The sequence below is a fragment of the Petrotoga sibirica DSM 13575 genome (genome assembly GCF_002924625.1).
Lineage (GTDB): Bacteria > Thermotogota > Thermotogae > Petrotogales > Petrotogaceae > Petrotoga > Petrotoga sibirica.
The window spans coordinates 1-26,207 of the sequence record NZ_JAHC01000035.1 but is presented as its reverse complement, the minus strand read 5'-3'; the positions used below and the strand labels follow the sequence as shown (position 1 = coordinate 26,207).

General features: G+C 33.2%; 26 protein-coding genes and 2 tRNA genes. 9 read left to right on the top strand and 19 right to left on the bottom strand.

Annotated elements, in window-relative coordinates; translation table 11 throughout:
* Positions 1–9: 9 nt before the first annotated feature.
* The 14 genes from AA80_RS09275 to AA80_RS09210 form a co-directional block, all read right to left on the bottom strand.
* Complete coding sequence (locus AA80_RS09275; RefSeq protein WP_103877473.1) at positions 10–534, bottom strand: hypothetical protein; 525 nt, start codon at positions 532–534, stop codon at positions 10–12.
* A 148-nt stretch (positions 535–682) separates the two neighbouring features.
* On the bottom strand, positions 683–1,462 hold the full coding sequence (locus AA80_RS09270; protein ID WP_103877472.1) for a DUF4895 domain-containing protein: 780 nt from the start codon (positions 1,460–1,462) through the stop codon (positions 683–685).
* Between the two features lies 1 nt (position 1,463).
* The gene (gene uvrC, locus AA80_RS09265; RefSeq protein ID WP_158248423.1) at positions 1,464–3,746 is read right to left on the bottom strand and encodes an excinuclease ABC subunit UvrC; all 2,283 of its coding nucleotides are present in this window, start codon (positions 3,744–3,746) and stop codon (positions 1,464–1,466) included.
* The gene (locus AA80_RS09260) at positions 3,713–4,561 is read right to left on the bottom strand and encodes a 50S ribosomal protein L11 methyltransferase (RefSeq protein WP_103877470.1); all 849 of its coding nucleotides are present in this window, start codon (positions 4,559–4,561) and stop codon (positions 3,713–3,715) included. Before AA80_RS09260 ends, uvrC begins: the two co-directional genes overlap by 34 nt.
* Position 4,562: 1 nt before the next feature.
* A complete protein-coding gene (locus tag AA80_RS09255) occupies positions 4,563–5,099 on the bottom strand; it encodes a folate family ECF transporter S component (protein ID WP_103877469.1) in 537 nt (178 codons plus the stop codon).
* A gap of 11 nt (positions 5,100–5,110) precedes the next feature.
* On the bottom strand, positions 5,111–5,941 hold the full coding sequence (locus AA80_RS09250; RefSeq protein WP_103877468.1) for an alpha/beta hydrolase: 831 nt from the start codon (positions 5,939–5,941) through the stop codon (positions 5,111–5,113).
* A gap of 25 nt (positions 5,942–5,966) precedes the next feature.
* The gene (miaB, locus tag AA80_RS09245; protein ID WP_103877467.1) at positions 5,967–7,295 is read right to left on the bottom strand and encodes a tRNA (N6-isopentenyl adenosine(37)-C2)-methylthiotransferase MiaB; all 1,329 of its coding nucleotides are present in this window, start codon (positions 7,293–7,295) and stop codon (positions 5,967–5,969) included.
* Positions 7,296–7,357: 62 nt separating this feature from the next.
* Positions 7,358–8,197, bottom strand: coding sequence for a 30S ribosomal protein S2 (gene rpsB / locus AA80_RS09240; protein ID WP_103877466.1), 840 nt, complete (start codon positions 8,195–8,197; stop codon positions 7,358–7,360).
* Positions 8,198–8,308: 111 nt separating this feature from the next.
* On the bottom strand, positions 8,309–8,656 hold the full coding sequence (gene rsfS, locus AA80_RS09235) for a ribosome silencing factor (RefSeq protein ID WP_103877465.1): 348 nt from the start codon (positions 8,654–8,656) through the stop codon (positions 8,309–8,311).
* A 112-nt stretch (positions 8,657–8,768) separates the two neighbouring features.
* On the bottom strand, positions 8,769–10,607 hold the full coding sequence (gene glmS, locus AA80_RS09230; RefSeq protein WP_103877464.1) for a glutamine--fructose-6-phosphate transaminase (isomerizing): 1,839 nt from the start codon (positions 10,605–10,607) through the stop codon (positions 8,769–8,771).
* Positions 10,608–10,621: 14 nt separating this feature from the next.
* Positions 10,622–11,602: a phosphate acyltransferase PlsX gene (gene plsX / locus AA80_RS09225; RefSeq protein ID WP_103877463.1), complete on the bottom strand. Its 981-nt coding sequence runs from the start codon at positions 11,600–11,602 to the stop codon at positions 10,622–10,624.
* Between the two features lie 4 nt (positions 11,603–11,606).
* Positions 11,607–11,789, bottom strand: coding sequence for a 50S ribosomal protein L32 (gene rpmF / locus AA80_RS09220; protein ID WP_103076226.1), 183 nt, complete (start codon positions 11,787–11,789; stop codon positions 11,607–11,609).
* 34 nt (positions 11,790–11,823) lie between these two features.
* Positions 11,824–12,381 carry a YceD family protein gene (locus AA80_RS09215; RefSeq protein WP_103877462.1) on the bottom strand — a complete coding sequence of 186 codons (558 nt, stop codon included), beginning with the start codon at positions 12,379–12,381 and terminating at the stop codon, positions 11,824–11,826.
* Between the two features lie 131 nt (positions 12,382–12,512).
* Positions 12,513–13,007, bottom strand: a complete 495-nt coding sequence (locus tag AA80_RS09210) for a hypothetical protein (protein WP_103877461.1) — start codon at positions 13,005–13,007, stop codon at positions 12,513–12,515.
* A 196-nt stretch (positions 13,008–13,203) separates the two neighbouring features.
* Here AA80_RS09210 and AA80_RS09205 point away from each other — a divergent pair, with 196 nt between their 5' ends.
* From AA80_RS09205 to AA80_RS09175, 7 genes are all read left to right on the top strand, one after another.
* The gene (locus AA80_RS09205; RefSeq protein ID WP_103877460.1) at positions 13,204–14,412 is read left to right on the top strand and encodes a hypothetical protein; all 1,209 of its coding nucleotides are present in this window, start codon (positions 13,204–13,206) and stop codon (positions 14,410–14,412) included.
* Positions 14,413–14,572: 160 nt separating this feature from the next.
* On the top strand, positions 14,573–15,067 hold the full coding sequence (locus tag AA80_RS09200; protein WP_103066299.1) for a hypothetical protein: 495 nt from the start codon (positions 14,573–14,575) through the stop codon (positions 15,065–15,067).
* A 130-nt stretch (positions 15,068–15,197) separates the two neighbouring features.
* Complete coding sequence (locus tag AA80_RS09195) at positions 15,198–15,659, top strand: hypothetical protein (protein ID WP_103877459.1); 462 nt, start codon at positions 15,198–15,200, stop codon at positions 15,657–15,659.
* Between the two features lie 191 nt (positions 15,660–15,850).
* Complete coding sequence (locus tag AA80_RS09190; protein ID WP_103877458.1) at positions 15,851–17,335, top strand: COG1470 family protein; 1,485 nt, start codon at positions 15,851–15,853, stop codon at positions 17,333–17,335.
* Positions 17,332–18,498, top strand: coding sequence for a hypothetical protein (locus tag AA80_RS09185; RefSeq protein WP_103877457.1), 1,167 nt, complete (start codon positions 17,332–17,334; stop codon positions 18,496–18,498). The genes AA80_RS09190 and AA80_RS09185 overlap by 4 nt, the downstream gene beginning before the upstream one ends.
* Positions 18,495–19,574, top strand: coding sequence for a hypothetical protein (locus AA80_RS09180; RefSeq protein WP_103877456.1), 1,080 nt, complete (start codon positions 18,495–18,497; stop codon positions 19,572–19,574). Before AA80_RS09185 ends, AA80_RS09180 begins: the two co-directional genes overlap by 4 nt.
* Before the next feature lie 94 nt (positions 19,575–19,668).
* Positions 19,669–20,700, top strand: a complete 1,032-nt coding sequence (locus tag AA80_RS09175; RefSeq protein ID WP_103877455.1) for an AfsR/SARP family transcriptional regulator — start codon at positions 19,669–19,671, stop codon at positions 20,698–20,700.
* A gap of 159 nt (positions 20,701–20,859) precedes the next feature.
* Here the strand turns inward: AA80_RS09175 and AA80_RS09170 are convergent, their stop codons facing one another.
* Positions 20,860–22,008, bottom strand: a complete 1,149-nt coding sequence (locus AA80_RS09170; protein ID WP_103066293.1) for an RNA-guided endonuclease TnpB family protein — start codon at positions 22,006–22,008, stop codon at positions 20,860–20,862.
* Between the two features lie 247 nt (positions 22,009–22,255).
* Between AA80_RS09170 and AA80_RS09165 the strand changes: the two genes are divergently transcribed.
* Positions 22,256–22,345: transfer RNA gene (locus AA80_RS09165), tRNA-Ser, on the top strand.
* A gap of 12 nt (positions 22,346–22,357) precedes the next feature.
* A tRNA-Arg gene (locus AA80_RS09160) sits at positions 22,358–22,434 on the top strand.
* A 44-nt stretch (positions 22,435–22,478) separates the two neighbouring features.
* Here the strand turns inward: AA80_RS09160 and rpmB are convergent.
* From rpmB to gltX, 4 genes are all read right to left on the bottom strand, one after another.
* Positions 22,479–22,670 carry a 50S ribosomal protein L28 gene (gene rpmB, locus AA80_RS09155; RefSeq protein WP_103066292.1) on the bottom strand — a complete coding sequence of 64 codons (192 nt, stop codon included), beginning with the start codon at positions 22,668–22,670 and terminating at the stop codon, positions 22,479–22,481.
* A 106-nt stretch (positions 22,671–22,776) separates the two neighbouring features.
* Positions 22,777–23,178: a chemotaxis protein CheX gene (locus AA80_RS09150; RefSeq protein ID WP_233186878.1), complete on the bottom strand. Its 402-nt coding sequence runs from the start codon at positions 23,176–23,178 to the stop codon at positions 22,777–22,779.
* Between the two features lie 96 nt (positions 23,179–23,274).
* A complete protein-coding gene (gene cysS, locus AA80_RS09145) occupies positions 23,275–24,666 on the bottom strand; it encodes a cysteine--tRNA ligase (RefSeq protein WP_166667761.1) in 1,392 nt (463 codons plus the stop codon).
* 14 nt (positions 24,667–24,680) lie between these two features.
* Positions 24,681–26,147, bottom strand: coding sequence for a glutamate--tRNA ligase (gene gltX / locus AA80_RS09140; RefSeq protein WP_103066289.1), 1,467 nt, complete (start codon positions 26,145–26,147; stop codon positions 24,681–24,683).
* Between the last annotated feature and the right edge of the window lie 60 nt (positions 26,148–26,207).

Here is a 26,207-nt window from a genome sequence, read left to right as displayed (position 1 = left end):
ATTTGTAAATTATTGTGAATTCATTAAAACAAAAGAATAGCATACATTGAATATTGAGTATCCTATATAGGCTATGGAAGGTAGATAAAACCATTTGTTTAAACCTATTTGGGTTTGTCCGAACAACTGAATCCCTGCCCAGTTTAACGAGTATTTTACTATTATATAAGTTATAGAAAAAGTCATAAAAAGTGAAAAGGAAAAGATGATAGCCCCTATTACCGAACATTTGTGAAGTCTAGCCCTTTCTATGGCATATATTTCAAATAGTATTCCTATGATCAGTATTAATATAGAAAGAAAAAATATTAGTCTAGTTTCTAAAGGAAAATTTTGATTAATTAGATTACTGATAATAGGTTTTGCAATATTCATTATTATAATGAATAATATAAATATTACAGAAACAACTATATTAAATGTCCCATATAACATTTCAGCGAGTGTAAAAGGGGCTTTTTTTACTTTTTTAAAACCTTTTGGGACTACGTTTTGATTTGTTCTTTTATAATAATCTTCAATGTTTACTTTCATAATTCTCTCCTTTTGAAAGAATATTATTTTTTATTATATAGCGTCCTTTCACCCCGCAGCCCCCCGTTTATGGTAGAGGGACCTACGGTCGCTTTACCCAACAGATTGGGGTAGGACTTCGCCCAGCATGTCGCCCATATTACTAAAATTAAATTTCCAATTCATTAATTTGCTCGACTATTTTAGCAGCTTTTTTTATAAATTGATTATAAATAGAGTTGAAATCTATATCAAGGATACGGCCTGCAGGTACTTTGAATACCGCTAATGCTGGTGCTTTAACTTTCATTTCTGGAAGTTTGTATGAATTTTTTAAAAAGTCGTACTTTCGCAAAACTTTTTCTTTTAATATTCGACCAATTTCTATATATAAGGATACTTCAGAATTGTTTATATGTTCTGGAACTTTGAATAAAACGTGAATATCATTTAAGTATGGAAAATAAAATATGTCCTCATCCCACTGCTTGTAATGCTCAATTATAAATTTCAATTTTTTATCTGTAATATTCTGATGTAGAGAAATGTATTCTTCTCCTTTTAATTTTTCAGAAAACATGAGTTTTTTTATAAGCCTTTCTTGTCCCCAAACCCTGTAAGATGCAATTTTAAAAGGTGATTGTACAATGCCAAACATTACATTAGGTTGTACTATTTTGTTGTATTGCCGTGATAGTTCCGTGTATTTTTTTACTAATATTTCAGAATCGTTGTAGTACGTAGGGTATAGGACGCTCATAACCTTTCCAGGTTTATCAGGCCCAACAGTTTCAAAAACTCTTCCATCTTCATCTATAAAAACACAATAGACAGGAAATTTGTCTTCGCTATCATAAACACTGCCAAAAAAGAAATGTTGAAATTCATCCGCTAATAAGTTTTTGTATTTATTTAAGTAATTTTTGGCAAATTCGATTAGTTCTTTCAAATCATTTCTCTCCTAAACTTTCTTTTATTCTTTTCGCAATTTTTTCACTTTTAACAACTTTTGATATTTCTTCAGTTGATGCCTCTAATACTTTTTGAACTCCTCCAAAATGCTTTATCAATTCTTTTTTTCTCTTTGGACCTATACCGTAAATATCATCCAGCTTTGTTTTCTCAAACCGTTTACTTCTAAGACTTCTGTTAAAACCTATAGCAAATCTGTGCGTCTCATCTCTTACGTATATAAGTAATCTTAACACTGGGTGATCCAAAGACAAGTGAAGATCGTCCATCTCACCTGGAAAAACTATCCTTTCGTCTTCTTTTGCGATACCAACAACATCCACATCTTTTAAAGAGTAACCAATTTCTTTTAGTGCTTCTACAGCTGAATTTACCTGTCCTTTTCCTCCATCAATGAATAAAAGATCAGGTAATTCATGTTTTTGATATCTTCTTTTTATTACTGTTCTAATGCTTTCGAAGTCGTCAGGAGCTTTTATATTATCCAATCTATACTTCCTGTATCCTTCTTTGTTGGGCTTTCCGTTTTCGAAACGCACTAAGGAAGCTACAGTATACAACCCTTGTAAATGAGATATATCTATACCTTCAATAATTTTAGGTTCTTTCTTCAATGAAAGTATCTCTTTAGCCTGTTTTAAAGCATAACTTAAATCTTTTTGCCTTTTGATTTCTTCTTGTAAATTTGCATAAGCCATTTCATATATTTTAGAATTTTTACCGATCTTTTCGATTCTTTTTAAGCCTTTTTCTTTCAGAAAAGCCAATATTTCTGGAGAAATTTCTTCATTGTATAATGTCGATATCAAAGAAGGCGGCTCATTCTTTCTTACAATATAGTATTGATACAAGAAATCTTCTAACGTCCCCTCCATTGTGAAGGAAAGTTTTGAAATTAAATATCCCTTTCTTACTATTAAAACTAAATAAACGGGGGATTCATACATTATTATATCTATATTTTTTCCGTTTTGGTATTCAACCGCTACTTCTTCAAACAAATTCTCTAATTTGAACAATGTGTCACGCATTTGAGCAGCTTTTTCATAATTTTTTATTTTGGCATAATCTTTCATAGATTTTTGAAGATAGTTCTTTACTTCTGCAATATCTCCTGACAAAACTTTTTTAACTTTTTCCACCGATTCTTGATATGCCTTCTCGTCTACGTCCTTGTAACATGGACCATAACATCTGCCTAAATGGTATAGGAAGCAAGGCTTACTTTTTCTGCTTAAATCCCTATCACAACTTCTAATCTTATAAACACTTTGTAGTACCTCGATAACATCTTTTACAAATTTCACATCAGAGTATGGCCCATAGTATTTACCTTTTTCTTCTTTTTTTGTACGAACGTATTTTATTTTTGGAAATTGTTCATCCGTAACTAATATATATGGATACACTCGTGTATCTTTTAGCATTATATTGTATTTTGGTTTATGTGCATAGATGAGGTTGGCTTCTAAGATGAATGCTTGATTTTCATTTGAAGTTAGTATATAGTCAAAATTTGTAGCCTTTTCGAGCATTTCATAAGTTTTTTCATTTCCAATATAATTTTTCTTATTAAAATATGAAGAAACTCTATTTTTTAGGTTTTTGGCTTTACCTATATATATTGGATCACCTTTATTGTTTTTAAAAATATATACACCTGGTTTTTTAGGGATATTTTTTATAATTGACCTGTCTATCAATGGGTTGTTTCGCCTCCATACGTTAAGGGGCATCAGATTTTCGCATCTTTTGTCGTCACAATATTTCTTACTTATATAACTATCCACTATTTTCCCTACGGGATTGTTTTCCCTACTTAAATAAGATGCATAGTGTAAATGTAAACACTTTATAGTAGAAAAATTCTTTATTCCACCTATTCCTGTTTCTTTTAGTTTCTTTATTATATTTTTAGATAGAGAATTTAATTCTCCCTCTAATATCTTCATTCTTTTTTCAATCTCTTCTTTGTGAGCAAGAATCATTTGCATTTTTAATTCTGGATCATTTTGTATAATTTTTTCTATTTCAGTTATTCTTCCCTGAGCTTCCAATTTTGATACTTCTTCCACTAGATAAGGACATGTTAACCAATAAAGAGTCGGAAAAGGTTTTCCATCTTTTAAAGGAAAACTCTTTATTACTTGAGGATAGCCATATATGCATCTTTTTTCTACATTTAACACATTACTAACAATACGTCCTAATTGTTTTTCAATTATTTTTAAATCTTCTTTTGAAACATCAAAGCTATCCAACAACCATCCTCCATCCTATCTTTCAACACTAAATCGACTTCTTTTGCTTGCTCCATAATAGATTTCTCTTTACTCTCAATTATACCAGAAAAGATGACAATTCCATTTTCTTTAAGTACTTTATCAAATTTAGGATCTTTCATTAACTGAATCAATACTTCAGCCACAATATTAGAAACTAATATATCAAAACTTTCATTTTCTCCCACTACGTTTAATAAATCGGATAATCTTATCTCAATATCAACATTGTTTAAAATGGCTATTTCTTCAGCTTTTTCTATTGCCAAATTATCATTATCTAAAGCACACACACGGTTAGCTCCAATCTTTTTGGCTAAAACCGATAGTATCCCACTTCCTGTTCCTATGTCAATAACATCTTTGTCTCTACAGTCAACTTTTCTTAAAAGTTCAGCTGCCAGTTTCGTTGTTGAATGTAATCCTGTACCAAAGGCACTGCCCGGTATTACGTTCAATACTATTCCAGATTTTTCTACTTTTTTATCAGAAAAAGGATTTACCCAGACCCCATCTATAAGTTGAAAAAAATCTATTGTTTTTTTCCATTCTTCTAACCATTTTGATTCTTCAGTAATTTTCTTAGAAAGTAATTTTAAGCCAAACATAGAAAACAAATCCAAAATATCTTTGATTTGCTCTTCTGTCTTGACATAAATCTTCAAAAATGTTTGGGAACTTTCTACATCTTCCTCTATGTAAAAGGAATTAAATCCATATTTTATGAACTGATCTATTATCTTTTCTTCTTCGTTAGGTTCTAATTCATATACATACTCGTAATATTTATCCATCCTATTCTATCTCCATCAATTTGTTAATTTGAGGAATTCTGGTGAGTAATAATAGCATGATCAAAGCATTTAAAAAGAATGATAATACATAGCCACCTAACCGAGGAGGCATGAGAACGGCATATGGAACACCAAATGCATTGTGAATGAAGAACGGTGTTAAGGTTATACCAACCGCCTCACCTAAACCACAAGAAATAGCTAATGACCAATAATTGATTCTTCTCTTAAAAAAGTACCAAAAAACTATACCTGGAATCAAACCATGTAAAGCTGAGGTCAACGTAAACTGGGGAAGAAAAGGCCCCATCGGATTTATCCAATAACCAAACAAATCCGCTAAACCTCCAACAATAAAACCATCTAAAGGTCCAAAAATAAAAGCAGAAAGAAACATAGGAATCGTTCCAAACCCAAATCTAATAACTTCAACATTACCTATGGGAATCCTAATCGCTAATAATCTAGAAAAAAGTATAGATAGAACTATAAACAAAGAATTCATTACTAACCTATAGGTTCTATTCTTTTTGTTCATAAATTTCCTCCTTAATGGATTATAAGCATGTTTTTTGTAAAGAATCTTAATACTTCTTTTATTTCCTCACTCCAAAGAAACCAATTATGGTCTCCAGGTTTTATAAATAGACTTGTAGATATGCCATTCAATCTTAATTCATGGTGTAGTTCAGAAACACCTAAATAGAGGTGAAAATAATCCTCACTTCCACAAGAAAGATAAACTGGGAGCTCTAACTCGCTTTGTTTTACGTTTTCTATATAATTAAAAATATTTTCTTTTTCCCATAACTCCGGGTCAAAAGGCGAACCAAATGCATCATGATAGTAATCCTCTCTTACATGAATTTCATTGCCATCTAAATCGACTTCTTTCTCTGGGGGAACTTCTCTGGTTATTCCCCCACTTAAACTAGCAACAGACAAAAACAGCTCGGGATACTTAAATGCCAACCTTAAGGCACCATAACCTCCCATAGATAGACCTGCTATGAATCTTGAAGAACGTTCGTTATAAACCTTGTACTGCGTTTCTATATGTTGAAGAAGATCTTCTACCAAAGCGGTTTCATAATTAGCACCAGTCGGGGAATTAACGTACCAACTGTTCTTGGCATCAGGCATCACAGCTACAAAAGGTGGAATTTCGTTGTTAGTTATCATTAAATCTAAACTTTGATCAACCCTACCTTTTCTTAACCAACTCGTTTCGTTTCCCCCATGCCCATGCAGCAGATAAATAGTCGGATATTTCCTAGTTTCAATGTCGTATTTAGGTGGGAGATAAATAGAGTATTTCATCTCACTTTTAAGTGCTTGACTATAAAACGATAACGATTCATAGACTTTTCCGTGCGTCAAGTGTATACACCCCTTTTTGTATTCATTAAACACTAGTGTAGATCGTCTTTACAACTTCCCCATATAATGGGCCCGGTGTAATTTTATTGATTTTTACTTTCAAAAATTCACCATTCATCTCTTCATTACTTTCGAAAATTACTAATTTATTGTTCGTAGTTCTTCCCATATAAGTACCATTTTTACCTGCTTTTCCTTCTTGAATTATAACAACCTCTTGTTCAAGATACTTTTCATTTTCTTCAAGGTTTATTCTTTTTTGTAACTCCATGAGATACTGCAATCTTTTATTTTTAACATGTTTAGGAACATCGTCTTTTTGATACTTATACGCTATCGTTCCTTCTCTTGGGGAATATTCTGCAATATTTATTCTTTCAAATCTACATTGCTTAATCAAATCTACCGTTTCTTCAAAATCCTCATCCGTTTCTGAAGGGAAGCCTGTTATAAAATCACTGGATATTGTAACGTTTGTCACTTCTTTCTTTACTTTATTTACAAGTTCTATGAACTCCTCTTTTGTGTATTTTCTATTCATCGCTTTAAGAATCTTGTTGCTCCCTGATTGAGCTGGAAGATGAAAATAACGGGCAGCTTTTTCTTCGTTGGCAACAGTTTGTATCAAAGAGTCAGTTATATCAGAAGGATAAGAGGTTAAAAACCAAATTCTTTTTATAGAATCAAATTCTGCTGCCTTATGTATGAGCAGGTCCAATTTAGATTTTTTGTCCCCAAAGTCCTTACCGTAGGAATCCACATTTTGACCTAAAAAGGTTATTTCTTTGTAACCTTTTTTCGCATAACTTTCAACTTCTTTTATTATATCTTCCATAGGTCTACTTTTTTCTAACCCTCTGGTGTAAGGTACTATACAGTATGTGCAATATTTATTGCATCCGTATATAATAGTAATCCAAGCATGATGTTTACTTGAAGGCATCTTTGGAATATCGTAACTTACATTATTCAATTTGTCGCTAAAATCAGCGAACCTTTCTCCATTTAAAGCCCGTTTTACTAAATTTACTATGTCTATTACATTTCTAGTACCAAAGACAAAATTCACCTTTTTAAACCTTTCAAGTAGTTGCTGCCTTTCCTTTTCCGCTGAGCACCCCCCTACACCCAAGATTAAATTCTTGTTTTTATCTTTAAGTTTACCATAACCACCTATAGCCCCATACATCTTATTTTCTGCTTTTTCTCTTACAGCACAACTATTTATCAATATTATATCGGCTTCTTTTGGATTTTCTGTCCATTCAAAGCCTTCCTCTTTCAAAAGACCTGACATTATTTCACTTTCGTTTATATTCATTTGGCAACCAAATGTCCTTATGTAAAATTTCAAAATTATCACCTCTTACAAAAAAACCGGGAGCAATCCCCCGGTGTATTATGTACAACCAAAAATTAAAATTTTTTGTCTTCTTCTTCTGAGGAAACGAGTTCTTCTTCTATTTCTTCGTCGTAACTAGCGTATTTCTCCTCAGCTGCTAGTTTTTCGTCTATTTCAGCCACTTCTTCTTTTTCCTCTCCTGCTTCGCTTTCTTCTTCGAGGGTTTCTATTCTGCCTTCTTTTCCTTCAACAATCGCATCAGCCATTTTTGAGGCGATAAGCATTATGGTTCTAATAGCGTCATCGTTTGCTGGAATAACGTAATCGATAAGATCTGGATCACAATTAGTATCCACTGTTGCTATTATTGGTAATTTAAGTAAATTTGCTTCTTTAATAGCGATCTCTTCTTTTTTAGGATCAATAATGAATATTATATCCGGAATTTTTTTCATTCCACGTAAACCACCCAAGTTTTTTTCTAATTTCTCCAAATTTCTGCGTATGGTGGCTTGTTCTTTTTTGGGTAGTTTTGAAAACTCTTCACTTTCAACGTATTCCGTTAATTGCTCCAATTTATCAATTCTCGATTTTATTGTCTTGAAGTTGGTTAATAAACCGCCAAGCCATCTGTTGTTTACAAAAAATTCTCCGCATCTGCGTGCTTCATCGGCAACGATTTGTTGGGCCTGTTTCTTAGTTCCAACGAACAACACTCTTTTCTTTTCCATAACCGAATTTTTGAGGAAGTCATAGGCTTCGTCAATACTTTTTAAAGTTTTTTGTAAATCAATAATGTGAATACCCTTTCTTGCAGTAAAGATATAAGGCTGCATTTTGGGATTCCATCTTCTCGTCCTATGACCAAAGTGAGCTCCTGCTTCAAGTAACTGTTTCATACTTACCACTGACACAAAAATACACCTCCGTAGATGTTTGATTTGGTTTTCTATCCTCCACCTTCCTTTTTTTCACCGACCCTTTTATGGGCACCGGGGTGAAAAACGGAAGATGTGAGTATTATTTTATATTACCGTTCGTTTTTGCTCTCCCCAAAGCCCTTCTAAATCGTAAAATTCTCTACTCTCTTCAGAGAATATATGAACTATAAATATACCAGCATCGATTATCATCCATTCACTACTTTGACCTTTATCGTAAAAAGTTATGGGGATATCTTTATCTTTTAAATACCTAACTACTTGATCTCTTAAAGCTACTCTATGAGGTTCTGAATTTCCCGTAACAATGACAAAGTAATCAACCATCAACTCGGAATCTTCCATGTCAAGTACGGTAATATTTTCTCCATCTTTTTCTTCTAGTAATTCCACTATTTCCTTAACGGAATTCAAAACATCAGTTTTTAACAAAAATTTACCACCTCCACTGGAATTTTTTCTATTTTTTAGCGCCCCTTCGCCCCACTGCCCGCCCTTCTAAGGAAGAGTGAAAGTTTTGCCCTGCAGCCCATAATTGACCAAATTATTCAACAGTGACACTTTTTGCCAAATTTCTCGGTTTATCTGGGTCTAAGCCTTTTTGCACCGCTATGTAGTAAGCGAACAGTTGTGTAATAGGCGCTACTACCAATGGTATTAAAGGTTCGAAAATAGAAGGCACATCGATGTAATCATCACATATTTTTTTTGTTTGCAGATCATCTTTTGAAGTTAAAGCTATCACTTTTGCCCCTCGAGCTTTTACTTCCATAATGTTAGAAATCATCTTCTCTCTTAACTTCCCCAAAGGAACTATTGCAAATACTGGAAAATTATCATCCAATAGGGCTATTGGGCCATGTTTTAGTTCACCCGCTTGATAGGCAATGGCATTGATATAACTGATCTCTTTTAATTTTAAAGCACCTTCCAAGGCGGCTGGAAAGCCAAAAACTCTACCAACGTACATCATATCTTTGAAGTTTTTATACTCCTTTACTAACTCCATCAAGTGACCGTTTGTTTTATCTAAAATTATTCTAAACAATTCCGGCATTTTTTCGATGTTTCTCATTATTTCATCCAGTTCTTCTTTTTTGTAACCTTTCCAATAGATGAGTTGCGCAGCTAAGGTGTAAAGCAAGGCTATCTGTGCGGTATAGGTCTTTGTCGCGGCAACTCCTATTTCTGGACCAGTGTTGAGATAAAGAACACCGTCAGATTCTCTCGAGATAGTGGAACCAACTACGTTACTTATAGCTAATACATACGCACCTTTTTTCCTTGCTAATCTGACCCCTTCTAGCGTGTCAATAGTTTCCCCAGATTGAGATATTGCCAACACCAAAGTATTACTGTCAATTGCTGGATTCATGTACCTGAACTCTGATGCAACCTCTATATCAAAATCAATATCTGAATATCTATTCACAAAGTATTTTGCAGCTAAACCGGCATGATAACTCGTACCACATGCAACTACATATACCTTTTTCATTTGGTTCTTCACAAAATTTTCTAAAGATTGGACTTCTTTTATCTGTGGTTTTCCGTCTTTTAATCGACCAACCAAAGCAGATTCTAACGCTATCGGTTGCTCAAAGATTTCTTTCAGCATAAAATGTGGATACCCTGATTTTTCTGCCAGCGATTCATCCCAGGTTATACGTATTGGTTTGTTCTCAATGGGAACCCCATCTAAGTTAAATATAGAATAACCTTTAGGTGTTAAAATGGCAATCTCACCGTCATTCAAAAAATTCATCTCTTTTGAATACTTCAACAAAGGAGTAACGTCTGAGGCTAGCATGCTCATATTTTCGTTACTTGAAATCACTAAAGGACTGCCTTTTCTTGCAGCTACGATTTGATCGGGTTTGTCTTTATGAACTACGGCAATAGCATACGCACCTTCGAGTTTCTTTAAAGTTCTTAAAACAGAATCAAAAAGGTCTCCATTGTACTTCTCTTCTATCAAATGAGCGATAACTTCGGAATCCGTTTCTGATTTAAAGATATGGCCCTTGATTTCAAGCTCAGTTCTTAACTCTTGAAAGTTCTCTATAATGCCGTTATGTACAACAGCTAACTCTTCTTTACAATCTAAATGTGGATGAGAATTTTGTTCTGAAACAACACCATGTGTAGCCCACCTCGTATGGGCAATTCCAGAATAAAAACCTTCTTCCAATAAACTTTCATTTAAAAGTATTTTTTCAATTTCGTTAATTCTTCCTGGTTTTTTTAAGTATTTTATAGAATGATCTACATTGTAAGCCAAACCTGCGGAATCGTACCCTCGGTATTCAAGTTTTTTCAAACCAGAAATAAGATCGTCAACTTTCACTCTTCTATTTGATACAAACCCTACTATCCCACACAATTTTTAAACCCCCTTTAAATCTCAATCTTTTTGATCAAGTCAAATTTAACCGCACGGTAAGCCACATACAAGGCATTTGCTATCGCTTCAGCGTCTGAAGCCCCGTGCGCCTTGACTAAAACACCGTTAACCCCCAAAAAGAATGTCCCACCATAACTTCTGTAATCAATCTTATTGACTAAAGACGCTAAAGAACCTCTTAAAAACAAGGCTCCTAATTTTGTGAATAACCCACCTTTTTTAACCGTTTCTTTTAATTCATGTAGGATAAAATAAGCAGTACCTTCTATAGTTTTTAAAACGTTGTTACCAGTGAATCCGTCTGTAACTATTATATCACACGTATCATCGAATATTTCACGTGCTTCTATATAGCCAACATAATTAAAATTCTTTTCTTCTTTTAACAAATTAGAGGCTTCCCTAACTAGTGAATTTCCCTTTTCTTCTTCAGAACCGATATTTAAAATCCCTACTCTCGGATTTTCAAGATTCAAAAATTTAGCGTAAGCTATTCCTTCCCTCACGAAATCATAAAAATGTTCAGCCTTTACTTCAGCGTTTGCTCCTGCATCCACCAAAATTTTTGGCTTGCTAGATTTGGAGGGAAGAGCCAAAACTAAGGCAGGCCTTTTTATACCTGGAAGTCGACCTGCAACAAAGGCACCACTTGACAGCAATGCACCAGTGTTGCCTGCACTCACAAAGGCATTTAATTCTTTATTTTTTAACATTTCGCAACCTACGTACATGGAAGATTCTTTCATTTTCAAAACTTCTGTTGGTCTTGTCTCATTACTAACCAAATTTTTAGCTGGTATAATTTTTAAATTCGATATTTTATCTAAATCTTCACTTGAAATTTCATTCCCTACTATAACCAGTTCGCCTGGAGAAAGAAACTTATTCTTTAAAGCAAAAAGTGCGCCCTCAATTACAGCCTTGGGCGCATTATCACCGCCGTATAAATCAATACCTATTTTTACATTATCCATAGATTTATTCACCTATTTCTAAGATTTGTTTGTCACCGTAGTATCCACAATTCAAGCAAACGCGATGTGGCAATTTTGGCTCTCCACATTTTGGACATTTTACAACGTTGATCTTGTATGCGGAGTAAAATTTTGCTCTCCTTGAATGTGTTCTACTTCTCGATGGTTTCTGTTTTGGCGTAGCCATGTATGTTTCCCCCTTTGGTATTATGTATCAATTTTTATTTTTCTTCATTCAACAATTTCCTTAACGCTACAAAACGTGGGTCGATCTCCTCTGTTTCACAAGAATGCTCTGGATTTTCGTTTAAATCAATCCCACAGATAGTACATAATCCTTTGCAATCTTCTTTACACAGTGGAACTTCTGGTACTGATAATATTATAGTCTCTATAACTCGATTTGTCAAATCTATTGATTGGCCATCATAGTAAATAAGATTATCCAGTGTTTTTAACCGCTCAGTTTTCGACAAATACTTCTCAAAACTCCTACTCAAATATACGACCTCAAAACTTTCATCTATCCAGTACTCAATGGGCTTTAAACATCTCGAACAATGAAGCTGAACCATTGTTTCAATTTTACCGCTTACTAATACTCGACTTTCTCCCTTTTCCAAAGAAACATTCACATCTATCGGGGCAAGTATCTTCGCCTTTTCAGAAAGTAGTTCAATTTCTTTCCAATTTCTAATTATGATCTCTCTTTCTAATATCTTTTCAAAAGATTCTAATTCTACTATAAGGTTTTTACTTTTCAATTCTTCGTTAAACATTATTCTCACCTCAGCCGTATTATTGTACTTCAAAAAAGTTTATCAAAAACAAAATAATTGTTAATTTTTGAATAATAAAAAAGAGGCAGGGATTAACCTACCTCTCGAACGTCTTCTTAATCAATTTATATTTAAACTGCAGGGGAAACTGTGAAAATAAAATTTCCAACCTTACCCTTGTATTCTCCAATTTTTAAAAGTAACTCTCTTATTTCAGGATCATTATCAACTGCCTGCTGAAAATTGAATCCTATTTGAACGGTTTTTTCAATTACTCCATAGGCTGAGTCATTACTATCAACAGAATAATTAAAGCTACTATTCAACAATTCAAACAATGCTTGGTTTTGTTCGTTAAAACTGCTTTCTTCAGCATCAAATTCTACATAAAGTTTGAAAGACGTATTTGCAACAATTTTTACCTTAACCTCTTCACTTTTGTTATCAGGAGATGACAAGTCGAAATCATATTCTAAACTCTCTTTATCAACAGAGTCAATCGCAGCATAGCTGGGAACACTAATATAAACAGGGACATTAACACCATCAGAAGTTTGAGAAAAAGAAATAACGCTGATATTTAAAAACATTAAAATTATTGTTGTTATGAAAATTGTCTTTTTCATTAACCTCACCGCCTCCAATAAAATTCTAATAAAATTATACTAAATAAAAATGAAAATGTCAAGTTTTTTTTAATTTTGTTAAACCTTATTAAAAGCTAATTACAATCATTTTTATTGAATTTTTATTGAAAGACTTAAAATTATTTATAAAAAATGAGGTATAATTTAGAAAGAAAATCATAAGGAAGTGATTAAAATGAAGAATATAGTTGTAGTTTTAACTATTTTATTCATAACAATAAATATATTTTCTGCAGACAATTATTTCGAATTCAAATTAGATTTAGATAATTACAACTATCAGCAAACTAAAATTAATCTTCGTCTCTCGAACGTTTCCCATATAGAATTGCAACTATATAGTAATTACGAATTTTTTAAAAGTTATTTCAACCTTTCAAGTTGGAGAAGTAGAAATACTTATACAATACAGTTAGGTTTTAATGTACAAACATTGTGGCAACATTATAACCAAAAGCTTCTTAGTATGTTTAAAAAAGGACTTTTATCTTCTTCAGGTTTAGGCACAAAAATAGGAGAAGTCTTACTTTTTGACTCAAACGAAAACCTGTTAGATTTTGTTGATATTTATTTTGTGATTGACGACTTTTTTGTGAACTATACCGTTTCAAACGATATAATTTTTGCATTCTCTCCACCTTATCCAGGTAGTGGGCCCTGGTATGATCAAAACACTTCTATAGTATCCCTAAATTCTAATCTACTTCCCCTTCATGTTTATATTGGTGTTGATTATTTAGATGGATTTGATTTTCTATCTCAAGGTAGTTATTTACAGTTTTTAAGTTCTCCTGATATCTATTTAAATAACGGAAACGTTGAGTTCGATGTAAATGTTGGCTCTGATTTAGGTAATCTATTCAACAATCATGGAAGTTTATTACAAGAGAAATATGTTGAAGCAGGCTCTCCGACGGAAGGACTCCACGTAGCGGATGTGGTTATTTCTATCCCTATGGAAGGTGGATATTTTAGCTATGAAGCCATTCCTGTGTATTTTAAGGTGCCTGAACCTTCTATAAATTTCATTATTGGAGAAGAGGGCACAATTCAACTGACTTTTGATCTTTCCAATCCTCAGAATAATGTTATTTCTTCAGTTCCCGTACATATTGAATCAACTTTGCAAAAGTACGATATTTATCTTTCAATAGATATTTTTGACACTTACAGCTTTTTGGCAGATTATATTATTTTACAAAATGAGCAAGTAATTACTGTAGAGAGCGGTAATATCGATTTTGATATTGAAATAAAGGCAAACTTTGCCGATTTGTGGAATGATAAACGTGAGCAAATACTATCCCTTTTTGAAAATGAGGTTCTTATAGTCAATGAAGTTATCCACATCGGTGATGTTTATATAACTCTTTCGTCCTCTTGATGCCTTCCTAAATCTTTCTACATATTCTTATTTTCATCTTACTATTTTTCTGCAAAAATTCTTATTGAAATTTTATTGAAATTAATTACTTTCTTATTTCCCTGAGTATAATTAAATTAGAATTAATTATTAAAAAAATTCACTCAGGGTGTGAGCGGTAATGGTTTCAACGTTAAAATATTCATTATTTTTTACTATTATAATTATTGTTGCATCAATCTCATTTGCTATAGATGAAGAGACTACGGTCCCTATATATTTAACAGTACCTGAATACTTGAAAATTACCGATCTTAGTAAAACACGTTTAGACTTAAATGTTGATAACAATTTTAAAGACAGTTTGACTTTTAATGTGGAAGCTAATGTAGAATATAATTTAGGTGCTGAATTTACGGTATTGCAAGATCCTCATGAAAATCCTCAGGCAAACCTAGTAATAAAATCTTCTCATTTATCGATATCAAATGGAGAAAATCTATGGGAATCAGAGGAAGGAAGTTCACAAGATACAACTATAGGAATTCAAGAAATTCAAGGAACTCCTGGAAGCCTCGGGTACTCTTTAACCTTTTGGTTAGTGGAGGGAGGTTGGATATATAATGCTTCAGGAAGAAAAATCGGAGACATTCAAATCACAGTTTCAAGCCTTTAAAATTGTAACATAAATTCTGATTGGATTTTTATTGAAAATTATTGTGGTTTTATTAATGTAAGTATAATTAATTTAGAAAAAATAATAGCAATTTAAAATAACAAAAATTTTAAAAGGGGTGGAGTTAAGAATGAAAAAGATTTTAGGTTTAGCAGTTTTGATGATGGTGATGTTGGTATCAGTTTCAGGATTGGCACAGGCCACGAGCGATTCTACTACAACTACAGTTCCCGTGTTTTTGAATGTTCCAGCTTTTGTGAGGTTGACACTAAATGATGCAGATAACCAATTTAATTTAGAATTTGATCCAGCAGATCCATATTCAACCGTTGAAGATACCGTAGCTCTATTAGCTGAGGCAAATGTGGATTATGATGTTACTGTTAGCGAAATACAACCAGTGCTTGATCAGGAAAACTGGGCTAACTTATTACAAATAACCATAGATAAGACAGCTAACAATTTTGGGGACCCCGGACAGTCTGTATTTAACGCCACTGCAACTATCAATGTCATTGACAACTTAAGTTTAGGGACTGTTCCCGCAGGTACAAAGATCGCTGATGTAATCTTTACCATAACCTCACTCTAAAAGTTTTTTAGAGAATATACATTAAAAAAATATTCTGTAGTTTTCAATTACCCCTTTTACTAAAAGTGCGAATCGAAAGGGGTAATTTTATTAATATTTGGGTTTTTTATATGCTTGTGAATAAGAAAACAAAGATTCCACAATTATAAATTGTGATATAATTGACGCAAAAAAGGGGATAGGTATTAATTATGAAGAAATTTTATATTCTATCAATTGTTTTTTTACTTTTTACAACCTTTTCTTTTGCTCAGATAACCGTTTCACCCCTGTCTGTTGAAAAAGACGTCAGGGCAGGAGAAGAATTCATTGCCACAATAAACGTTATTGGCGGCAACACCACACAAAACGTCAATATAGAGCTTTATCAAATGACTCAGGATCTGTCCGGAAATTTCGATTATGTAAAGGCAACTTCAGATAACTTTCTATATTCACATTGGATTGAGTTTCCAAATTCCATCACGGTTTCTCCACGTTCTACAACACCTATCGAAGTGGGTGTAAATATTCCTTCAAACGCTCCTTTTGGAACTTACAATTTTATCCTCATGATTACCCCAGAAGTTGAAACGAGTGGAACGATAGGAATAATTATAAGGTATGCGATAAGAATCACAGTTCATGTGCAAGGAACAGTCATAACAAAGGTAGAAGTTGAAGATTTGAAGGTCGTTCCGGATGAAGAAGGCAAACCAGTCATCCAAGCTACCATTGCTAATGGATCCAGTTACGACCTTGTGGTTTCGACAGAAGCTATCTTGAGAGATAAATCGGGTAGGATGATAGAAAGATTACCTTTAAAATCTCCTTATATGGAAAAGAACAATATAACCGCCCAAAGAATACTAAAAGGGAATAAAGTTGTATTTTCAGGTAAACCCGCGTACTTGTTGGCTCCTGGAGAGTACAAGGTAAACCTCTTTGTTAACTATTCCAACAGGCAAAAGGTGTTTACATACGATATAAACGTTCCAGAAGAAGGCTTCAATTTCACTCCTCCAATAGAACTTGCTCTTATACTAGACAATACAGAGTTCAGTTATGAGCTTTACGCTGGTGCTGTTAAAACTTTTGTTATAAATCTACAAAATATGTCTAATCAAAACGTCACGGTACAAGTTGGTGGAGAAGAATTTGTGAGCTTACCTAAAGATAGATCCTTGTTATCATGGATCACCTTGAGATCCCCGTCATCTTTTGGCGTTAATGCTCAACGAACCTCCAGGGTTATTCTTTCAATAAATGTACCAAAGGATGTGGAAAATGGTGCATATTACGGCAAAATTGTTCTAAATGCTTACGATGAATCAGGAGAATTTTTATCTCAGAAAAAAGTCAACGTTGAGACGATTATAGGTGAAGTAAATTATGATGTTGAGTTAGTGAGCTCAAATTATGAAAAAATAGAAGGCAGCGGAATTTTCAGTGCGTTGATCAAAAATTCTGGAGAGAGGTATATAATCCCTAAGGGAAGTTTGAGTATTTTAGATAACGATGGTGTGAGCATAGGTGTTTACGATCTTTTTCCATCTAGTCAAGAATGGTTAGTACCAAGCCAAGAAACGATGTTGATTGGAGAAGTACCTATTTTAGAAGAAGATGGTTATAGATACATCCTTACTATTTATAACAATGAGCAAAGGTTAAAAGTCTTCGAGGGGGAATTAATGTGACAAAAATCATATTAAAAAGAACACTATCTTTAGTAATTTTATCACTTATTTGTTTTTCAGCCTTTTCTCAAGTAAGTACTGAACCGAAAGTGACTGGAACTTTTTATAACACTGATTTAATAGAAGCTCTGAACGAAATATCTCTTCAAACCGGTGTAACGATTTTAACCGATCAATACGTGAGCGGTTTGGTCACAGCGGACTTTGTAGAATTGGATTTAGAAAAGGCGTTGAATATACTTCTACTCCCCGGTGGCTACTCTTATAAAAAAATCGATGAAAATGTTTACTTTGTGGGATTAGCTGATCCTCAAAGCCATAATTTTATGAACTTAGCTGAAATGCAAGTGTTTTCTTTGAATTATATTTCGGTTGATAAATTTTTAAATTTGATTCCCGAAAATCTTCATCAATACATAAAAACTAACAAAGAAACTAATCAAATAGTAGTGTATGCTCCACAAAATACAATAGATTACATAAATGATCTGGTTGAAAAATTGGACAAGAGTGAACCATATATTGAATTAACCGTTTATATCGTTGAGACAAATGAAAGATACTCTGATTTGATAAAGGGCAACGTGTTCAACATAAACCAAGAAGGTACAATTAACAGTTTCTCTTTTACCAGTCCGGTAATAGGATTTTCTATACAGGATCTTTTTGAGGCTGAAATAGAGATGTATGAAAAGAACGAAACCGCAAATTTAGTTACTAAGCAGGTTGTCAATGTTTTACCAGGAGAGCCCGCGTTATTAAGTTTGAAGAATTTGAACAGTATCGTTTTTACAACCTACAGAAACGAATTTAGAAATATTGAGAGTGGAATAGAAATAGAAATGACTCCAACTATGAGGGATAAAATACTTCAACTTTCCTTTAGGACAAAAACGGCAAACTTGATGGAAGTTAAAAGAGATAGTTATTTACTTTCAGAATCGGAGTTGGAGACTAAGGTCAATTTAAACCCTAACGAAATTTTGCTAATAGCCGATTTGGATTTGAGCCAACTTTATTCAAAAAGTGGTGGAACGACATTTTTGAAAGATCTTCCTTTTTTTAGGTTTTTATTTGGAGATAATCAAAATCAAGATGAAAGTAAAAGGATGATGATATTTTTAACTGCTACTCCAACCTTTGAAGGGGTTGATCAAAAATGAAAAAGTATATCTATCTACTAACACTCTTTGTTTTTATTTTTTATACACTTGCGTTTTCACAAAGTTCTCAAATGTACAACTACTCAATATACTCTGTTTTGAAGAATGATAGCAGAAGTGAAACGTTGCTCGGTAGTGTGGCTGTTATTCAAGGTTATACTTTCAATTTTGATTCAAAAGGCAATATTGAGGCTACTTTCGAAATTACTCCTCTCAATGACTTGGGAGATAAGGTTAGAACAAAAATTATTATAGACAGTGTGAATATACACTTTGAAAATACTATTGACCTGTCAAAAAACAAGAAAAATTATGTCACGTCGATTTATTACTTAGAAGGGGAAGAAGAAAAAACTTTAGATATCTATCTCCAAGTAAATAACGTTGAAAAGTTAGAATTCACAGATCAAAAAGAAATTTCAAAAAAGAATAAAATTACTCTTAAAACTTATTACAACCAATTCTCTTATTATAAAGATGAGTTCATTACCGAAACAGAAGTGAAATTAAATGATTTAATTTTCTTTGGAATGAGTAATTTACTTGATTACAAAAATGGGGGCTACTATTTAGGACTAATTTTTAAAGGATTGAAAGTAGGTGTGAACTATCAAAGCGATAACTTTTACCTGTTTTTGACCGATAAGACATATATTGACTCTTTTGAATTCGAAGGAATATTTGTACCTTACACATTTTCGGATGGCAGTCTTGATTTCAAAGGAGATTTTACATTCACAGCAACCAAAAACTTCCCAACATTTAAAATCGTCGATTTAAAAGATATACTTACCAACCAAGAACAAGGTTTTTATTTGGGAGAGAAATTAGCTCAAGCGTTGAATTTTGAAGACCTGGGATTTTATCTTGGGCGAGAGCTTCAAAAGTTGTCTGTAAATATGGACAATAACTTTTTTGTTAGTTTAGGTTTTGCTTATTTGGAAAATCAGTACGACTTTTCCTTAATTGGAGGCTTTTTGAATCAAATATCCAACTTTAAATTCGAGACCTTAGGTGCTTACAACTTTGTTTCTAACACCGTTTCTTTTTCTTTTACGTCCTCCTACGAATTTTAGTAGATATACATTGATTTAAATACGTTAATATTTTTGGGTCTATCATCAAAAGTGCTAAAATATTAATGAATTAATTTTTAAGGGAGCATACTATATGTTGAATATTTATATGTTGGGGGACTTTAAAATTTTCCTTGATGATAAACCAATAGAAAATTTAAAATCAAGAAAAGCCCGTGAGATTCTTAAATATCTTATTTTGAACAAAAGCCAGAAGGTCTCAGTCTATGATTTGTACGATCTGTTTTGGCCTGGCTTCGACGATGAAAGCGCAAGGCAAAATTTAAATACTACACTATATTATATTAGAAAAAATTTAGGACTAAGTAGTAATGAATTAAGCCTACAAGAAGATTTTTGTACGTTTTCGAAATCAGAAGACATCTACATCGATTTTGAAGAATTTTTAGCGTTAAGCGACGAAGGTTTCAAAGAGAAAGAAATCAATAGACGTTTGTTTTTGTTCTCAAAGGCTACTAGTTTATACAAAGGAGATTTATTACAAGAAAATATTCACGATGAATGGGTAAGAGAAAAAAGAGAATATTTAAAACGGATATACGTTGATATGTTAATTGAAATGGGTAATATTCACCAAAAAATGAATAACCCAATAGATGCGCATTATTATTTTCAAAAAGCTTTTTATTATTCACAAAGAGAAGATAGTTGGTTAAGATTGATTAAATTCTACACAGAAAACAATGAACTTGAAAAAGCTAGAGGTTTATTCAACGAATACAAAGATATTTTTGGTCATGCAAAAGAATTTCCATTCTCTCCACCCAGCGCGAATAATGGAGAATTAACAGCATTTTACGAAAAAAATGGTAACCTTTTGTCGTCAGAATTATTTGATATAGTTCTTGAACTTGAGAAAATTAAAAGAGATAAAGATCACCTATTAGTGGAGATTAAAATGCATTCTTCTTTTGACGACAAATTAATTAATGAAATAAAAAAGATCGTCAGGCAAGAAGATTTAATAAGTTATAATTCTCAAGATATATATATTTTATTTCGAGGAATTAAAAACCTTTCTGATAGTAGAGAGATTGTTGTTAAAAAGATCAATAATCTTTTAAATGAAAAAGGTCTCAAATACTCTATAGTAAAGGTAGAGTGAACTACTTACCTCTAAAGAGGTAAGCTTCCTAATTCATCGACCGTAGCGGGGAGGCGGGCTTCCACCTCTTAAGGTTAATCCGTCTTACACTGTCTCCAAAGGCTTAACATCCCCCAGTTCCTGGGGTAGAGTCAGTTTATACAGCGACTAGCTGTTTCCTTATCTGCCGTAAGGCTGTGTGGCGAATGCCTGTTTTAATCCAAACTTCCTAATGTTAACGGCAGCATTTATATCTCTATCATGTACAGTTCCACATTCAGGACATATCCATTCTCTATCAGAAAGTTTTAAACCTCCGTTCTTATACCCACATACACTACAAGTCTTAGACGAAGGTTCAAACATTCCTATTTCGATTACCTTTTTACCTAATCTCTCTGCTTTGTATTTTAGGAACGTTTTGAATTGATACCATCCTGAATCTGAGATACTTTTAGCTAAGTGGTAATTCTTTAACATGCCTCTTATATTGAGAGTTTCTACAACAAAGAGATCAGCTTGGTTCTCACTGATTTCTTTTGTTAGTTTATGCAGAAAATCCTCTCGTGTATTTTTTATTTTCTCATGTATTCTAGCAACTTCTAATTTTGCTTTGTCCCAATTCTGTGAGCCTTGTTCTTTGCTTGAAAAAATTTTATATGCATGTTTTAGTCTCCTTTCGTACTTAGACAAAACTTTAAGAGCTGGATACTTCGTTCCATCGGATAATACAACAAAATCTTTCAATCCCATATCCATACCGATTGAGTTTTCGTAATCTATATCTCTTTCTGGGTAAGAACCTTCTACTTCAAAGGTTATTGACACAAAGTATTTGTCTGTTGGAGTTTTAACGAATGTACAATTTTTTATCTTTGCATTTGGATCTATTTTTCTATGGACTCTTACTTTAATACCTTCTTTAAACTTTGGTACGAAAAGAATACCGTATTTATCATTACCCTCATTTTCATATAGTTGTATATGTTGAGGAACTCTAAACGATTGCCTACTTGATTTCTTTTTAAATTTAGGGTGCTTAGCTTGTTTCTTGAAGAAACGTTTATACCCAGTCTCTAAATCTTTTATGGACTGTTGCAAAGATTGAGAGTTGACATCGTTTAGCCATTGATACTTCTCAGTTTTTTTAAGAACCGTAAGCACTTTAGCCCACATATAATAATTAGTATACGTTTTAGTATTCTTATATGCCTTGTTAGCAAACTCTAAGAATAGGTTGTAAACAAATCGAGTATGTCCAAAATGTTGGCTAAATTTCTCAATTTGTTCGTTTGTTGGATATATACGAAATTTGTATGTCTTCAACATATTCAATCACCTTAATTCCACAGTTGTACGATATAATACAATTGTATCACATATACATATAATTAACAACATTTTTTGATTTAAATTTATTTTGTGTTTGAAGCCAGCTTTCATCTTTTCCTTGAACCCCTTTCGGGGTGTTGTTTTACCTGGAAAGTGTTCCCGCTGGATTTTTATAAAATCTTTCCTTGACAGTTGAGAATATCGATGCTATAATATTTAGGGTTGAATAAGAAGCAAAAATTACGGAGAGGTGGCCGAGTGGCCGAAGGCGCTTGCCTGCTAAGCAAGTGTAGAGGTGACTCTACCGAGGGTTCGAATCCCTCCCTCTCCGCCATTTTTTATCAATGTGCCTGTAGCTCAATTGGATAGAGCGTTGGACTGCGGATCCGGAGGTTGCCGGTTCAAATCCGGCCAGGCACGCCAAATTATGTAAAATAAAATCGGTCTTATTTTAGACCGATTTTTGTTTATGCTTTTTGAACTTTTCCAGATTTTAAACATTTCGTGCAAACATACATTCTTCTTACTGTGCCTTCTTCGGTTACCACTCTTATCTTTTGAAGGTTAGGCCTCCATACCCTTCTGGTTGTTACTTTTGATTTAGCAACGGTGTTGCCACTAGCCGGACTTTTTCCACATATTTCACATTTTCTAGCCATTTATTTTCCTCCTTACCCTACACTTTTTTCTGTTTTTAGAAACTATAAAACATGCACTTTAACCATATTTCTAAAATTCAAAAAATTTTAAAGTACCTCCATCATTCTAAGACTTCTTGTGTATTTCTCTGTAAATAAAGTAAAGATCCATCTGGTTGTCTCCAGAAACGTAAACTGGAAATTCTATTATGGCACCTTTAGAATTCACTTTTACAATCTTGCCAGTGAATACGGACGGAGGTGTTACAATTATATTATAACCATATTTTTCTAAGTTAGTGCCTATGGATCCAGAAACCATGTTGCCTAGTTCTCCTATGGCACTAATTGCCATATCATTAATCTCCTCTATTTTCATCATACCATCCATCATATTATTCACAATATCTTTTGCTACATTTTCGGTAAAGGAATAAAGAATATTTCCTTCAAGTTCACCGGTAAAACCAATATTAGTAACCACATCATAGTGTTTTTCAATTTCTTTAACGACATAGGGCTTTTGCAATTGAATATCCATCTTTGTGATGATCTTAAAGGTGTTTTTGAGAGAGGCAAGTACTGAATTTATTATATTAACGTCTATTTAAGAGCACCTCCAGTCCTAAGACCATTTTGTACTTTCCGGGGTATCTTTTATTTCTATTCCAATTTTGCTTAAGTTATCTCTTATATAGTCAGAAAGGTTATATAGTTTCTCGTTTCTAAGAACAGATCTAACGTTTAGAATAATTTCCATTAGTTGATTTAATTCTACATTGTTTTTTTGTATTTGCTCATTAGTTTCAAAAACTCCTAAAACACTTCCATAAATATTTCTTATTATATAATAATTATTTTTTATTGTTTCTTCATCACGTGAATTTAACGCTTTGTTTAAATCTCTCGATAATTCGAAAATTCTTGCTACAACTGAGGGAGTATCAAAATCATTCGAAAGATTACTAATGAGATATTCTTCTTGTTCTTTTAAATAATACATTTCTTTGGGATAAGGGACTTTATTGTTAAAGAAAGCTTCAGCTTCATTCAAAGATTCTTTAACTCTATTAACTGATACTTCTTGGTTATGAAGCAATTCTTCACTAATATCTATAGGTATACGATAGTGCTTGCTAAGTATAAAAATTTTTAAGACATCCGAATCAAATTTTTTCAAAAGGTCTCTTAAATACCAAACATTCCCTAAGGATTTTGACATCTTACCTTGTGCCATACGAATCATTCCGTTGTGCATCCAGTATTTTGCAAAATCTTTACCACTTTTTGCTATAGCTTGGGCTCTCTCGTTCTCGTGATGGGGAAAGATAAGATCGTTACCGCCTGCATGAATATCGAAGGTGTCTCCCAGTATTTCAGAAGACATTACAGAACATTCTATATGCCATCCCGGTCGACCTTTTCCCCATGGGCTTTCCCAAAACGGTTCTCCTTCCTTTGAAGATTTCCAAAGGGCAAAGTCCAAAGGATTTTTTTTGTATTCAGAAACTTCTACTCTGATTCCAACTTTTAGATCTTCAATCTTCCTGTGGGATAACTCTCCATATCTTAAAAATTTTCCCACTTCAAAGTAAACATCTCCATTTTCAGCCTTATAAGCGTAACCTTTTTCTTCCAATTCTTTTATGTAAGAGATGATTTCCTCAACATAATTAGTAGTTTTCGGGTGAAAATTAAAAGCTCGTGCTTTAAGAGCCGTCATGTCTCTCCAATATTCTATTATGTATCTTTTCCCCACTTCTTCGAAAGGCATTTTCTCTTTTTTTGCTTGTTCGATGATCTTATCATCTATATCGGTGAAGTTCTGCACTAACGTAACTTTATAACCAATATATTCTAAAAAACGTCTAAAAGCATCAAATATTATAATAGGCCTAGCATTCCCAATATGTAACAAGTTGTAGACCGTTGGCCCACAAAGATAAATTTTTATTTCGCCTTCTTTCACCGGTATTAAATCAACTAATTGTGCACTCAAAGTATCGTATATTTTAATTGTAGGAAGATGTTTCAAATCTTTATCACCCTTTGAAGCCTTTCCAAAACAGTGTTTCTACCCAGCAAAAATATCGTATTTATCAAATCCGGTCCATGAAATGAATCTGTTAAAATTTTCCTTAAAGACATGTAAAATGGTTTCTTTTGAGGGTCGGTTTCGCTCATGGCATTCTTTAAATTCTCTGTTATAGTTTGTACATCCCATCTGTCATCTTCACTGAAATACTTATAAACTAAGTTGATAGCTTCTTTTACTCCTCTTTTATTGAAATATTCTCTAAATTCAGGATCATTTGTATCTGGAAATACATCTTTTAGAAAAACTTCCATTTTTTCGGGTATTTCGCTAAGTATTTCTACAGAAGAAAGAATAGTTTCTATAGATTTAATAACCCATTTTTTGTTCGCTTCATATTGTTTTTTACTTAGTAGTTTTGATCCAATCACATAAGGTTCAGCGAGTTGATAGATTTCTTCTAAAGGTTTATTTCTTAGATACTGTGCGTTCATCCATTTTAATTTTTTCTCATCGAATATGGCGGGGCTCGAATTGACTCTATCCAAAGTAAAATTATTGATTATTTCACAGAGGGGCAATATTTCTTTACCCTCAGGATGAGACCAACCAAGCAAAGCCAAATAATTATCAACTGCTTCCGGTAAATATCCTTGGACCATAAATTCTTCAACAGAGGTGGCACCATGCCTTTTTGATAATTTCTTCCCATCTGGTCCCAAGATCATTGAAACATGTGCAAATATCGGGGTTTCAGCCTCAAAAGCCTCATAAATGGCCATTTGTCTTAAAGTGTTTGGCAGATGATCGTCCCCCCTGATAACATGGGTGATTTTCATATCTATATCGTCCACAACGACAGCGAAATTATATGTAGGTATACCGTTACTTCTTAGAATTATAAAATCTCCTATAGAACCTTTCTTAAAGATAACTTTACCTTTTATTTTGTCGTCAAGTTCATAATCTTTTTGAGGCATCTTCAAAAAAACAACGGGTTTTAACCCTTTGCTATTGTACTCTTCAATTCTTTCCTTTGTGTTGTACTTTGAAATCAAATCATAGGTATAATGTGGTGGTTTACCTTCGCTGATTAGCTTATTTTTTATTTCTTCTATTTCTTCTGGTGAGATATATGCCTCGTATGCTTTCCCTTTTTCTATTAGTTCTTTTGCTCTTCGTTGGTAGATTTCTAATCTTTCACTCTGGCGATAAGGTCCATAATTTCCACCATTTATAGGCCCTTCATCCCAATTCAAATTCAACCATTTTAGGGTATTTATAAGCTGATCTTCGGATTCTTTTGTTGAACGTTCTATGTCTGTATCTTCGATTCTTAAGATAAATTTTCCCTCATTTTTTTTTGAAAAGAGATAGTTGAAAAGCGCTGTTCTAGCCCCACCAACGTGAAGATAACCTGTTGGACTTGGTGCAAACCTTGTTCTTACCGTATTTGAGATCATTGTTTCGTCCTCCAAAATAAATTTATTGTTTTTAGAAACTCTAAAACTTGTTTTAGCGCC